Genomic DNA, 12,860 nt, shown 5'->3' with positions numbered 1-12,860 from the left:
GAGAACGTCTTTGCAGGCGTTGATCTGGGCTATGACTTGGGTGACGGTAGCTTCGGGTTTGGCGTGAGTGGTGGCGCCGTGAAAACGGCTGAACCTGCTGAACCTAGTGTCAACGATGCCCAGGATAATGATGGTGAGGCAACTGGAGCCGTTGGGTTTTAGAGTTTAGTCAAGCTCGCCACACTCTAAGCCGCCTAATCTTGGCACATGCTTCCAGCGCACCCGCGTTGGGCGCATTGTTCGTTAAGTGCGACGCACGATTCGACGGGGCTGTTGCGTTCGAGCGCGGCTCAGGCGTTTGTGTCGCCAAATCCGCCCATGCGTTTGGCCCATTGGAAGGCGACGATGGCGCCTTTGAAGCGGGGCAGTAGGAACAGGGACAAGGACACGGTGCCGGTGGCGAAGAAGGCGATCATCATCAAGGGATCGGGGCGAAACTCCGTGTAGGCCCAGCCCATGAGCGGCGCCATCAGGTGGCCGACGATCAAGATGGTCAGATAGGGCGGGCCGTCGTCTGCGCGGTGGTGGTGAAACGCTTCGTTGCACACTGGGCATTCATCGCGCACCTTCAGATAGCCCTTGAGCATCGGACCATTGCCACAGGACGGGCAGCGGCGTTTCCACCCGCGCAGCAAGGCAGGCTTCATCTCGCGTTCGGGTGCATCGGTTGCATCCAAATGGGTCGGGGCGTTTAGGACGGTATCAGTCATGCGTTTGCCTTTGTGATTTAGGCCAATGTGCTTTGAGCATCATTCTAAGGGTTCAATATATACGCAAACCGATGCGTCATGTCCTTGCGTCCGGTTGTCGCGCAAAGGTGTCGGAAATATATTCAATGAAACGCGTGTGTTGTACGATTTATGCGCAGATCACGACGGAAAATGCCCGTGTGTTCGTTTTACTTATCACAAGCGCGCTGCAGACGACATGGTCTGCGCCGCGCAGCAATAACAAGGTAAGGACGACATCTTATGAAACGTAAAGCACTCATTTCCGCCGTCGCATTGGTCGCTGTATTTGGCTCTGCCACTGCCAGCTTTGCCCACGGTGGCAAAGGCGGGCGCATGGCCGCAAGTGGCATGACGCCAGACTTCGCGACCTTGGACGCGAACAGCGATGGCAAAATCACCCAAGCTGAAATCGATGCGCTCAAAGCCGCACGCTTTGCGGCGATGGACACAGACGGCAATGGCAAGATTTCTGCGGAAGAATTCGCAGCAGGTCGCAAGGCCAAATCCGAAGAGCGTGCTGAGAAGTTCGAAGAGCGCAAAGCCAAGATGATCGAGAAAATGATCGAAAAGCTCGATACGGATGAAGATGGCGAAATCTCCGCTGATGAAATGGACGCGATGGGCAAGAAGTCCATGATCGAGCGTTTGGACACAGATGGCGACGGCACCATTTCCGAAGAGGAATTCGAAAAGATCAGCAAGCGCGGTCACGGCAAAGGCGGTAAAGGTGGCAAAGGCAAAGGGAAGTCTGAGTAAGCCACGTGCCTAAACCATGGGCCTAAACCCAAAGGCCGAAAGCAAAGGCCAAAACCAAAGGGCAGGGCGCAGACCGCGCCCGCCCATGTCAGCACTTGCCCGCCCAAGCCCGCACTTGCCAGCGTCCGTAAGAGGCGCGACAGTCTTTGAAATTGCGTAAACAGGACCAACCACCATGGACGCCGATCTTTTCACGGGTTACGTCTGAGAGGCCATGAATATGCCTTTTGACGCCCTTAATGATGCTTCCGACGACGCATTGCTCATCGCCTTTGGCAATGGGGATCGCGGCGCGGCGCGCGTGTTGACCGAACGCCATGCTCCGCGGGTCATCGGCTATGCTGCGCGTTTGTTGAAGGACCGTGCCGAGGCCGAAGACGTGGCGCAAGATGCAATGATGCGTCTGTGGAAAATCGCGCCGGACTGGCGTGTGGGCGAGGCGAAGGTCTCGACGTGGCTGTACCGCGTGGTGACCAACCTGTGTACGGACCGTTTGCGCAAGAAACGTGGCGCTGGGCTGGATGAAATCGCGGAACCTGAGGACGATAAGCCCTCACAAGAAGCGGTGTTGATGCAAAAACAAAGGGTGGCTGCGCTCGACCGCGCGCTGCACACCTTGCCCGATCGGCAAAGAGAAGCGGTTGTGTTGCGCCATATTGAGGGGTTCTCAAACCCTGAAATAGCGCAAATATTAGAGATAGGCGTCGAGGCGGTTGAAAGTTTGACCGCGCGGGGCAAACGCGCACTGGCAAAGGCCTTGGCCAACCAGCGCGAAGAATTGGGGTTTGAAGATGACACAGCGTGATGATCTGCTCAGCGATGCTGACCTAGACAGTCTTTTTGCGGAGGCTCAGTCCGAGACTGTGCAGCCTTCAAACGATTTTATGGCCCGTGTTCTGGCCGATGCAGACGCCACACAACAGGCGCTGGGCGCAGGCATACCCGCTTGGGCTGCTGCCAAGGACGCGCCCGTGCGCCGGTCTTGGTTTGCGCAACTTTTAGAGGGCATCGGCGGATGGCGCGGCGGCGCTGGGCTTGCGACGGCCACAGTGATGGGCTTGGGCATCGGATTGGGTGCGCCAACGACAGTTTCGCAATTCACCACAGACGCCTTTGCCAGCGCGTCCCTGACGGTGACAGACACAATCGACACCGAAACGCTGAGCTACGCGCTTGATGATTTGGTGCCAAGTTTTTACGATTTAGCGGCGGAAGGCTAATTTATGAGCGACCCGAATACGCAAACTCCACCTCCGAAGTCACGGCGCATGCGCTGGGTTTTGATCGCATCCCTTGCGGTCAACTTGGCCGTTGTTGGACTGATTGCAGGGGCGGCGATACGCGGCGAACATCGCGGTGTATCGGGCGAGGTGCGCGCCCGTGCGATGCAGACTCGTGACTTTGGCTTTGGTCCTTATGTGGCTGCACTTGAGCATTCTGAGCGCCGCGCGATTGGACGGGCTTACATCGGCAAAGCGGGTCGCCCAGATAAGGCGCGCCGCGATGTGCAAAGTCAATTCGAGGCCATTTTGGCATCCCTGACCGCAGAGCCATTTGATGCTGATGTATTCAAATCAATGATGTTGGTGCAATTGGACAAATTGGCCACGCAGCAAAGAATTGGTGCTGATGTGATTGCCGATCATGTCGCGGCGATGACGCCTGAGGCGCGTGCCGCCTATGCGCTGCGCCTTGATGCGGCGCTTAAACGTCCTCTGCGGCGCGACCGTGATGGGCGGGGTGAAGACCGCAAGCCGAAGGCCGATCAATAGAGTGAAGTTTAAAGTGTAAGCGTCAGATGTTGCGACGCTTTATGCAGCATAAGAGCCGAGGGTCACTTGATTGCGACCTTCGGCTTTTGCGTGGTAGAGCGCGCGGTCGGCGATCTCCAGAAGCGTCTCGATGCCCACGTGTTTCGTGCCGCCCATAGACAGCCCGATCGAGGCCGATGTCGACACGGGCGTGCCGTCAGCGGCGGTGGCCACGGGGGTGGCGCACAAGACACTGCGCACCCGTTCTGCCGCCGCGCGGGCTTGCACCAAAGATGTCATGGGCATGCAAATCAAGAACTCTTCGCCGCCAAAGCGCGCGATCAAATCGATGCCCCGCATATTGTCGCGCAGCCGCTTTGCGACCTCGGTCAGCACTTGGTCCCCGATCGCATGGCCAAAGGTATCGTTGACGCCTTTGAAGTGGTCCAAGTCGATCAACATGATGGCAAAGTGTTGGCCGGAGGCAACGGATTGCTGCATGACTTGCGTCAAATAGGGCAGGGCATAGCGGCGATTGTAAAGCCCTGTCAGTGGATCCATCATCGCCAGTCGCAGGTCTTCGTCGACCGAGGTGCGCAACACATCGGCTTGAATTTTGCGGCGCATTTGCGAGCGCAGGCGCAGGGCCATTTCTTCGGGATCAGAGCCGCGGGTGATCACGTCATTTGCCCCCAAATCCAGCGCCATGACCGCATCGTCGCGGTTTTGATCTTCGTGCACCACAACGATGCCAGCCGAGCGCGTGTTGTGGCGCGCGCGAATGTCCGCGATCAGCCGCAATCCAGAGCCGCCGTCGCTCATATCGCTGGAAATCAAATAGACATCGGCGGCGTGCCCATTTGCTATGGTTTCCAACAGGCGATCGGCGTGCACAATGTCGATGTCATCGTTGATCAACCCGCGCAGCCCCGCGCGCCATGTCATCGCGTCCTCAGCATTGCGCCCAACCAGCGAAATTTTCCCTGGTGCCGTGAAGCTCGCAGGGGCCTCAGCAAAGCCCAAGGCATGCGCGGTGTTGTTGCGTCGGCGCAGCTCGTCGGTGGTGGCAAGGGCACGCATCAAGGCGCGCACGCGGGCAATCAATGTGGGTTCATCAATCGGTTTGGTGAGAAATTCATCAGCGCCCGCTTTAAGCGCGGCGATCTTGGCCTCTGTATCATCCGCGGGGGTGGCGATGAGCACTGGCACATATCGCGTCGCGGGTGTGCTTTTGAGCAGTGCGCACAGCTCATGCGCGCTCATATCCCCAAGATCCGTGTCGAGAATGATAATGTCGGGCTGGTCCTTGATCGCACAGGCCATCGCCTCTCGGCCAGACGCCGCCTGCATCACCTCGTAAAAGGCTTTGGAAAGTTTGACTTTCAGAATGATGCGGCTCGTCGGGACATTGTCCACGATGAGAATGCGGCCTGCCATTGCGCCCTCGGATATCTGTGTTAATCGGTAACGTTAAGAGAGTGAGTCTAAAATGGGCTTGATTGGTTAATAAAGCGTTTCGATCCATAGGGGGTTATCCACAAATGCAGCAAGAACGTGCCGAAACACTCGCCCTACAAGTGCTGGTATGGTTGGTCGGACATGACGATCTTTTGCCTGTTTTCCTTGGCTCTACGGGGCTTGGCGAAGACGATTTGCGCACGCGGGCAGGGGAAACGGAGTTACTCACAGCCGTTTTGGACTTCTTAACCATGAACGACGACTGGGTTAACGATTGCGCCGCGGCGATTGCGATTGATCCGCATGACGTTTTGCGCGCCCGTCAGGCCCTGCCTGGGGGGGAGGACATCCATTGGACGTAGCTTCGGTTCAAGCCATTTTGTTCGACAAAGATGGCACGTTGTTTGATTTTCAAAAGTCGTGGGGGCCTTGGGCCGCAGGCATGATCACCGAGCTGTCGGGGGGCGATGCCGCGATCGCTCAGGCGATTTGCCACGTCTTGGGGTTTGATCTGGGCACGCAAAGGTATCTGCCAGACAGTTTCGCCGTGGCCAGCACGCCAGATGAACAAATCGCGCGGATCGTGCCCTTGGTGCCGCATCTGAGTGCCGCGCAGGTCACCCATGTGATGACGCCAAACCTCACCGACGCGCTGCCTGTGCCGGTGCGTGGCTTGTCGCAATCGCTGCAACGTTTTCAGGGGCATGGCGTCAAATTGGGCGTGGTGACCAATGACTTTGAAACACTGGCGCGCGCGCATTTGCAACACGCCGGCGTTGCTTCCGTTTTCGATGTGGTGATTGGCTTTGACAGTGGCTTCGGTGGCAAGCCTGATCCTGCGGGCTGTTTGGCCGCATTGGGCACGCTTGGCGTGGCCCCTGAACACACGTTGATGGTGGGGGACAGCCTGCATGATATTGATGCAGGTGCCGCCGCTGGGATGCGCACCGTCGGGGTTTTGACGGGCACAGCTACGCGACAAGACTTGGTTTCACAGGCAGATTGCGTGCTGAGAGACATTTTTGAACTGGCAGATCTATTTGAGCCAAAGCCCTGATATTTAAATCAATTTCGGCATTTTTGCGTGACCTTGCGGCAAGGCGTGTCTCAAGTTTTGATTAAAAAGGTCGCGACCCAGGCCTGTATTGGTACTTTTTTAATGCTGCGAGTCTACTGATTAGGTCTGTACTAGTCAGGGGGCCTGTTGCTCATGCATGGGATGATAAATCGCGCAATTCAGTGTTTTCTTCGGGACACCTATGGACCCGATGTGTGGGCCGATGTCGCGAAAAAGGCAGATTTTGGCTTCGATAATTTCGAGGCGATGCTGAGCTATCCTGATCGGATGACGGTCAAACTCCTGACCACGTCAGCGCGGCGATTGTCGAAGCCGCTGGAATCCCTGTTGGAAGATATTGGCACCTATTTGGTCTCTCACCCCAATGTCGAAGCCATCCGGCGCCTACTGCGATTTGGCGGCGACGACTATAAGGAATTCATGTTCTCGCTTAATCAAATCGAGGGGCGTTGCCGATTGGCCTTGCCCGATTTGGAAGTGCCAAAGCTTGAGCTGGTCGAAAATCGTGACGGCACCCACACCTTAACCTGCCAGCATAAGATGGCGGGGTTTGGCTATGCGATGGTCGGCATCATGCGCGCGATGGCGGATGACTACGGCGCGCTGGTGCTTTTGGAACATCAGGGGCGGCGGGGCACTGGTGTCGAAATCATCAACATTCACTTGCTTGAGGAAAGCTTTGCCACGGGACGCAGCTTTGATCTCACGGCGAAGGCGGGGTGAACCATGGGTAATATGAATTTTTTGGACAAAGCCTCGCTGGACCTTCTGATGCCCATGAACATGATTCTGGACCCAGACGGGCGGATTTTGCATGCAGGGCCAACGCTGCGAAAACTGCGCCCCGAAGAGGATTTCATCGGGCAAAATGTTCTGGATGTATTTGAATTGCGCGATGATGGCCGTCAGCACGAAGACTCTGTCCTACCACTGAACAAAAAGCTCTACGTTTCGTTTAAATCCGGTCTGCCGACGCAGCTTAAAGGTGTGGCCACGCCGATCGTGCAAAAGAAGTACTTGTTGCTCAATCTGTCATTTGGCATTTCGGTGGTGGATGCTGTGCGCGACTATAGCCTGACATTGGGCGACTTTGCCCCGACAGAGCTGGCGATCGAAATGCTGTATCTTGTTGAAGCAAAGTCTGCAGTTTTGGAAGAAACCAAACAGCTGAACCGACGGTTGCAAGGCGCCAAAGTCGTGGCCGAAGAACAAGCCTTCACGGACACGCTGACGGGCCTGAAAAATCGTCGCGCTTTGGATCATATTTTGGACCAGATGGTACAGCGCGAGGTGCCATTTGCCTTGATGCAACTCGATCTCGATTACTTCAAAGCCGTCAATGACACATTGGGCCACGCAGCGGGCGATGCCGTCCTGCAGAACGTTGCCAAAATACTGGCTGCCGAGACGCGCGACGATGACATCGTGGCGCGGGTCGGGGGCGACGAATTCATCTTGATCATGCACAAGCAAATCGACCCGAAAATCCTTTTGAAAATCGCCCGTCGGATTATCGTTCAGCTTGAAGTGCCTGTGCCCTTCAACGGCACGGTGTGCCAGATCTCTGGGTCTGTGGGAATCACAACAACCGCCAACTACGACATCGTTGATTTCGAGCAAATGATGCAAGATGCGGATACTGCGCTTTACGCGTCCAAACACGAGGGTCGCGCCCGTGCCAACTTCTACGATCCGGAAATGGTGCCAACCGACACAATTGAACCAGCCGCTGTTGCATCACGCTAAAACGCGTGAGGCCTTGGCAGGCATTCAACGGGTGTAATTGTTTGGAAATACCCGCCATGGCAGTCCCTAGGGGAATCGAACCCCTCTTTCCAGGTTGAAAACCTGGCGTCCTAACCGATAGACGAAGGGACCGCTCTTGGCGTGAGCGGGTGTTTAGGCCAGCTGCGCACAAAGTGCAAGAGGCGTTTGGGGTGGAAAACGCGCAAAGGATCACTTTTTTGCGCGACGCTTCGAAAATTTATCGCGACTGAATATGGCTGTGATGTTTCGCGTCTTTGGGGCAAAAAAGAAGTGCCTGACAGCCGCAATGGGACCGCAGGGGACAGGGGCAATCAGCCTCAAATGTGGTTGAGGATTGCGAAGTCTAACTCTGTAAATTGAAAGCCGCCATGGCAGTCCCTAGGGGAATCGAACCCCTCTTTCCAGGTTGAAAACCTGGCGTCCTAACCGATAGACGAAGGGACCGCGCTTGGCGTGAGGCGGTGTTTAGGCGAGCCAACCGCGCGGCGCAAGAGATAAAATGCAAACTCTTCGAGTTTTTTTTGACGCGGTTAAATTTTTGAGAATTTTACGCCTCAGCGCCGTCCTCAAGCCGCAGTTGGACCGACTGTCGCCCGCCCCAAGTGTTGATTTCCAAACGCCCCGCCAAGTGGAACCGCTTGCCGCCGTGCCCTTCCAAGGCAGGTCCCAATTTTGTGTCAAAAGCGCCAAAGCAAATCGCATCCAGCCGCGGCCCTTGTCCGTCTGAAAAGCTGACCTTGAGGTGGCTTTCACCGACGCGTTTGGCAAAGTGAATCATACAGCTTGGAAAGGCAAAGCGTGGGGCCGCCGCAGATGCGCCGTAGGGGCCTGCAGATTCGATTTTGTGGATCAATTCGATGGTGGCAGCACCTGGCATCAAAAGGGAATCAAGTTTCAGGTCCGCTGGCCCTGCATCACCTGCCCCTTGTTTGGCCAAGAGCTCAGCCAAGCGTTCCATCGCAGGTTCCAATTGATCGCGGGTCAAGGACAGGCCCGCGGCCATTTTGTGCCCGCCACCTTTGGTGATCAGGCCCTCTGCCGCCAATCGTTGGATGCTCGCGCCCAGATCGACGCCTGAAATGGACCGCCCAGACCCTTTCCCATCATCGCCGTCGAAGCCGATGACAATCGCAGGGCGGTTGGTTGATTCTTTTAGACGTGAGGCCACAATGCCAACCACGCCCGGATGCCAGCCATCCGCCGCCGCCCAAACAAGCGGGCCGTCCAAGCCACGGTCTGCGGCTTGGTCAAGCGCGCCGGCACGCACATTGGCTTCGATTTCGCGGCGTTCGGTGTTGAGGTAATCCAGCCGTTCCGCCAGCATTTGCGCCTCGACTTCATCGGTGGTGGACAACAGGCGCGCGCCGAGATCAGCCGCACCGATCCGCCCGCCTGCGTTGATGCGCGGGCCAAGCAAAAACCCAAGGCTATAGGACGTGGGCGCCGTATCCATGCGCGCCACATCGGCCAATTTGCGCAGGCCAATGCGTTCGCGATCGGCCATGACCCGCAAGCCTTGGCGCACCAAGGCACGGTTCACGCCAATCAGCGGGGCCACGTCGGCGACCGTACCAAGGGCGACCAGATCGAGGTAACGCATCAGGTTTGGCCCGCGAATATCATCGCCGCGCAGGCGTCTGTTCACATCGACCAGCATCAAAAATACCACGCCTGCGGCACACAGATGCGCCAAATCGCCGGTCTCGTCTTGCCGGTTCGGGTTCACCACGGCCACGCAGTCTGGCAGGGTCTCGCCGCCAAGGTGGTGATCCAGCACGATAACATCCGCGCCATTGGCCGCCGCAATCGGTCCATGCGAAAGCGTGCCACAATCGACGCAAACGATCAGATCGTGATCGCGCGCCAAGGCTTCCATCGCGGCCTCATTCGGCCCGTAGCCCTCATCAATGCGGTCCGGAATATAGAGCGTGGCGCTGTGCCCCATGTCGCGCAACCACGTGATCAGCAGTGCCGCAGAGGTGGCACCGTCCACGTCATAATCGGCAAACACAGCGATCTTTTCGCGCTTTTGCAGCGCTTGGATGAACCGCGTAGAGGCAGGCTCCATATCTTTGAGCACCATGGGATCAGGCAGAAGATCTTTGAGCGCAGGGGCCAAGAAGGCCTCGGCCTCATCCACGGCAACACCGCGACGCGCAAGGGTTTGGCACAGGGGCAAAGGCAAGGCCGTTTGCTGCGCCATGGCTTCGGCCAAGCGGTCATTTTCGGGGGAAGGGCCCACCCAGCGGCGGCCTGTCAGTGAGGCGGAAACGTCTAAAAAATCACTCATGCCTCTTAATGCCTGCCCAAGACCACGGGTGCAATGGGTTGGTGCGCGGAACTCTTGGAGCATGGGAAGAATAAGCAAGACGCAAAGTTGGGCGTCGTTATGGCATTGGTTTAGGGCGCGATGGGCGTGCCAAGGATGTCATCGACGCTTTCGGCTGTGGCAAATTCGCCGTGCAAATGACTGACCGCCGTGTCGTGAATTTGTGCGGGCGTCATGGCGGGGGCCTGCGACCAGCTGGTGTTGGCGTTGATGGCGAAGGAGGCACAGGCGTCATGGGCAAGGGTGACGTGATACCCCAAATTGGCGGCCATGCGCGTGGTTGTGGACACGCAATGCGGTGTGGTCAGCCCGCAGATGATCACGTCGGTCACGCCTTTGGCGCGCAGTCTTGCGTCCAGATCAGTGCCAATGAAGGCGGAATTGACGGATTTGGCAATGACCGGCTCATCTGGCAAGGGCGCGACGATGGGTTTGATCTGGGCGCCTGCGCCTGCCAGCGGGCTGCCTGCTTCTGTGGAAAGATGTTTGACGTGGAAGATGGGCAAAGACTGCGCGCGAAAATGTGCCAAAAGCCGCGCGGCCTTGGTTTCGGCATCTGGATTGTTGCGCGCGCCCCAAAAGGGGGCGTCAAATCCAGTTTGAATGTCGATTAAAATCAGAGCTTTGGTCATAGGTGTTCCATCTCCTTGCGCGCCAATTGGCCTGCGTGAGGCCTCCAGAAATGCCCGCAGATTAAAACGGATGCAAGACAACGTCGAAAGGCATTCGGGCCTAAAAGCCGTCCCCACAAGCTGTCATGGTGCGCGCGCAGTGGATGTTTCTGGGCGCAAACCAGACCTTGGATCAGACTTTTTCAATACGGATCGCGACGGGGTCGGAGACCAAAACGCCGCTGGATTGCATCGCATCGATGGCCGCGTCCAAGCTGGCGCGTGGGGCGGGGTCGGTGACGATCAATACGGGGGCGACGTCTGCATTTTCGTCTTGGCCGTATTGGCGCATGCGGTCGATGGACACGCCAGAATCGCCCAGAGCACTTGTGACTTTCGCCATAGCGCCGGGTTTGTCGACCAGCTCAAGACGCAAGTAATAGGGCGCGGGGGCGGCGGCCACGGCAGGCGTTGCCTCAACCAGTGTTGCTGCAGGTTGGCCAAAGGTCGGCACACGCATGTCGCGGGCGATATCCATGATGTCAGACATCACAGCCGACGCGGTTGGTCCCATGCCAGCGCCTGCGCCGCGCAGGACAATCTGCCCCACTTCGTCGCCTTCCAGCACCACCATATTGGTGCCGCCGTCAAGCTGCGCCAGTGGCGATGAGTTGGGCACAAGGCAAGGTGTCATGCGTTGTTCAAGGCCGCGACCTGTCATCTGTGTGACGCCCAACAGTTTGATTTTATAGCCCATATCAGAAGCATGAGCGATATCTTCGTTGGTGATACGTTCAATGCCTTCCAGCTCGACCGCATCGAAATTGACTTGGGTGCCAAAGGCGACCGAGGCCAAAAGCGACAGTTTGTGGCCTGCGTCAATGCCACCGACGTCCAGCTGCGGATCGGCCTCAAGATAGCCCAAGCGCGCACATTCATCGAACAGCGCGTTGTAGCCTTGGCCGGTCGCTTCCATGCGGGTCAGGATGTAGTTGCAGGTGCCGTTCATCACGCCAACGACGCGGGTGATGCCGTTGCCAGCAAGACCTTCTGTCAGGGCTTTCATCACCGGAATGCCGCCCGCAACAGCCGCTTCAAAGCGCAAAACAGCGTTGTTGGTTTCGGCTGCAAGGGCCAAAGCCTGACCGTGATGCGCCAAGAGCGCCTTGTTGGCGGTCACAACATCTTTGCCCGAGGCAAGTGCGGCTTCCGTGGCGGCTTTGGCCGGACCATCTGAGCCACCCATGAGTTCCACGAACACATCCACATCTTCGCGTTGCGCCAGTTTGACGGGATCGTCTTCCCAAGCGTAGCCGGATAAATCAAAGCCGCGATCTTTGCCTTTTGAGCGCGCAGCAACGGCTACGATTTCAACGGGACGACCCGCGCGCAGGGCCAAAAGGTCGGCTTTTTCTTGCACGATTTTGATCACGCCCATGCCAACCGTGCCCAGCCCAGCTAGTCCGAGGCGAAGAGGGGCTTTGGCGATTGTTTTTGCGTACATTGGGGGCGCTCCAAAAGCTGAAAATAAACTTGCAAGTCTGTTAGCGACTTCTGCAGGGCTGTGCAACTGAATGGCGCAGGGCAGGCGTGGCGTGTTTGGAATTGGGGATGAGGCGGTTCTTAATTGGGCGCGGCGGAGGCTTGCAAACGCGTGCGCGTGTCCGTGTCCAAGATAGGCCCCGTCAAACGCGCGGCACGTGCGCGCAAAGCGGCGGCCCTTGCGGTCAATTGCGACACGGTTTCATCGGTGGCGCTCGCTTCAGTGGTTTGGGTCGCGGTGAGCTCGGCGATGCTTTGGCTTGTCAAAAGGGTCGGCCAAGGCTTCGTGTTGTCAACGGGTACAACGCGGTCGTGCAAATCCGGCGGCGCAGAGCAGCCAAGCAGGCTGGCGCAGACCATGCCAAGGCAGGCCCCGCGCAGCGCCGTTTTCGTGGTCATGCTTTTTGCAGTCAGCCGCGCAGGCGTGCGCGCATCGCCAAAGGCAAGCGTGTCAGAGCGTCGGGGAAACCTGAGGGTAGAAACAAAGGCGGCGGGGCGCATAAAGTTGTATTCCGTGGCGGATCAATTCGCTTCGACCTTAACTTGGGCAGACCCAAGGCACAATGGATCAGGGCGCGCAAGATTGGGCCTGCGCGGGACTTTGCGACAAAATTGGCAGGAATCTGCTTTTAGTTAAGCGCTGCGCAGGCTACCCATTTGCAACGCGTTCGCGCGACAACCAAACGAGGAGGGTTTCATGAGTGACCAAATGGGCGGCGATCACACTCCGCAAGGTGGTGAGGATCAACTGGAAACACGCGTGTTTACACTGCCGGCAACCATGGGACGGCGTTTGTCGGCCGTGGTGATTTTGGGCGCTTTGGGCGCGATTCATTT

General features: G+C 57.5%; 14 protein-coding genes and 2 tRNA genes. 8 read left to right on the top strand and 8 right to left on the bottom strand.

Annotated elements, in window-relative coordinates; all coding sequences use genetic code 11:
• Nucleotides 1-290 precede the first annotated feature (290 nt).
• Nucleotides 291-710 carry a DUF983 domain-containing protein gene (locus tag ABF287_RS05540; protein WP_347184020.1) on the bottom strand — a complete coding sequence of 140 codons (420 nt, stop codon included), beginning with the start codon at nucleotides 708-710 and terminating at the stop codon, nucleotides 291-293.
• A gap of 261 nt (nucleotides 711-971) precedes the next feature.
• On the opposite strand from ABF287_RS05540, the gene ABF287_RS05535 reads away from it, so the two are divergent.
• The 4 genes from ABF287_RS05535 to ABF287_RS05520 all read left to right on the top strand — a co-directional run bounded on the left by ABF287_RS05535 (nucleotide 972) and on the right by ABF287_RS05520 (nucleotide 3,259).
• Nucleotides 972-1,487, top strand: coding sequence for an EF-hand domain-containing protein (locus ABF287_RS05535; protein WP_347184019.1), 516 nt, complete (start codon nucleotides 972-974; stop codon nucleotides 1,485-1,487).
• A gap of 214 nt (nucleotides 1,488-1,701) precedes the next feature.
• On the top strand, nucleotides 1,702-2,292 hold the full coding sequence (locus ABF287_RS05530; RefSeq protein WP_347184018.1) for an RNA polymerase sigma factor: 591 nt from the start codon (nucleotides 1,702-1,704) through the stop codon (nucleotides 2,290-2,292).
• Nucleotides 2,279-2,707, top strand: coding sequence for a hypothetical protein (locus ABF287_RS05525; protein ID WP_347184017.1), 429 nt, complete (start codon nucleotides 2,279-2,281; stop codon nucleotides 2,705-2,707). The genes ABF287_RS05530 and ABF287_RS05525 overlap by 14 nt, the downstream gene beginning before the upstream one ends.
• A gap of 3 nt (nucleotides 2,708-2,710) precedes the next feature.
• Nucleotides 2,711-3,259 carry a periplasmic heavy metal sensor gene (locus ABF287_RS05520; RefSeq protein ID WP_347184016.1) on the top strand — a complete coding sequence of 183 codons (549 nt, stop codon included), beginning with the start codon at nucleotides 2,711-2,713 and terminating at the stop codon, nucleotides 3,257-3,259.
• Between the two features lie 39 nt (nucleotides 3,260-3,298).
• On the opposite strand, the gene ABF287_RS05515 is transcribed toward ABF287_RS05520, so the two are convergent.
• Nucleotides 3,299-4,675: a diguanylate cyclase gene (locus ABF287_RS05515; RefSeq protein ID WP_347184015.1), complete on the bottom strand. Its 1,377-nt coding sequence runs from the start codon at nucleotides 4,673-4,675 to the stop codon at nucleotides 3,299-3,301.
• A 104-nt stretch (nucleotides 4,676-4,779) separates the two neighbouring features.
• Between ABF287_RS05515 and ABF287_RS05510 the strand changes: the two genes are divergently transcribed.
• The 4 genes from ABF287_RS05510 (at nucleotide 4,780) to ABF287_RS05495 (ending at nucleotide 7,520) form a co-directional block, all read left to right on the top strand.
• Complete coding sequence (locus ABF287_RS05510; protein ID WP_347184014.1) at nucleotides 4,780-5,058, top strand: DUF3572 domain-containing protein; 279 nt, start codon at nucleotides 4,780-4,782, stop codon at nucleotides 5,056-5,058.
• The gene (locus ABF287_RS05505) at nucleotides 5,049-5,753 is read left to right on the top strand and encodes an HAD family hydrolase (RefSeq protein ID WP_347184013.1); all 705 of its coding nucleotides are present in this window, start codon (nucleotides 5,049-5,051) and stop codon (nucleotides 5,751-5,753) included. Before ABF287_RS05510 ends, ABF287_RS05505 begins: the two co-directional genes overlap by 10 nt.
• A 153-nt stretch (nucleotides 5,754-5,906) precedes the next feature.
• On the top strand, nucleotides 5,907-6,497 hold the full coding sequence (locus ABF287_RS05500) for a heme NO-binding domain-containing protein (protein ID WP_347184012.1): 591 nt from the start codon (nucleotides 5,907-5,909) through the stop codon (nucleotides 6,495-6,497).
• A gap of 3 nt (nucleotides 6,498-6,500) precedes the next feature.
• On the top strand, nucleotides 6,501-7,520 hold the full coding sequence (locus ABF287_RS05495) for a GGDEF domain-containing protein (protein ID WP_347184011.1): 1,020 nt from the start codon (nucleotides 6,501-6,503) through the stop codon (nucleotides 7,518-7,520).
• A gap of 57 nt (nucleotides 7,521-7,577) precedes the next feature.
• On the opposite strand, the gene ABF287_RS05490 is transcribed toward ABF287_RS05495, so the two are convergent.
• The 6 genes from ABF287_RS05490 to ABF287_RS05465 all read right to left on the bottom strand — a co-directional run bounded on the left by ABF287_RS05490 (nucleotide 7,578) and on the right by ABF287_RS05465 (nucleotide 12,422).
• Nucleotides 7,578-7,652, bottom strand: a tRNA-Glu gene (locus tag ABF287_RS05490).
• 258 nt (nucleotides 7,653-7,910) lie between these two features.
• Nucleotides 7,911-7,985: transfer RNA gene (locus tag ABF287_RS05485), tRNA-Glu, on the bottom strand.
• A gap of 103 nt (nucleotides 7,986-8,088) precedes the next feature.
• On the bottom strand, nucleotides 8,089-9,831 hold the full coding sequence (recJ, locus tag ABF287_RS05480; protein ID WP_347184010.1) for a single-stranded-DNA-specific exonuclease RecJ: 1,743 nt from the start codon (nucleotides 9,829-9,831) through the stop codon (nucleotides 8,089-8,091).
• Nucleotides 9,832-9,941: 110 nt separating this feature from the next.
• Entirely contained in the window at nucleotides 9,942-10,502 is a 561-nt protein-coding gene (locus tag ABF287_RS05475) for a cysteine hydrolase family protein (RefSeq protein WP_347184009.1), read from the bottom strand.
• Between the two features lie 172 nt (nucleotides 10,503-10,674).
• Nucleotides 10,675-11,985, bottom strand: coding sequence for a homoserine dehydrogenase (locus ABF287_RS05470; protein WP_347184008.1), 1,311 nt, complete (start codon nucleotides 11,983-11,985; stop codon nucleotides 10,675-10,677).
• A 119-nt stretch (nucleotides 11,986-12,104) separates the two neighbouring features.
• Nucleotides 12,105-12,422, bottom strand: a complete 318-nt coding sequence (locus ABF287_RS05465) for a hypothetical protein (RefSeq protein WP_347184007.1) — start codon at nucleotides 12,420-12,422, stop codon at nucleotides 12,105-12,107.
• Between the last annotated feature and the right edge of the window lie 438 nt (nucleotides 12,423-12,860).

The organism is Pacificibacter sp. (assembly GCF_039769035.1).
Lineage (GTDB): Bacteria > Pseudomonadota > Alphaproteobacteria > Rhodobacterales > Rhodobacteraceae > Celeribacter.
This window is presented reverse-complemented; position numbering and strand designations above follow the sequence as displayed.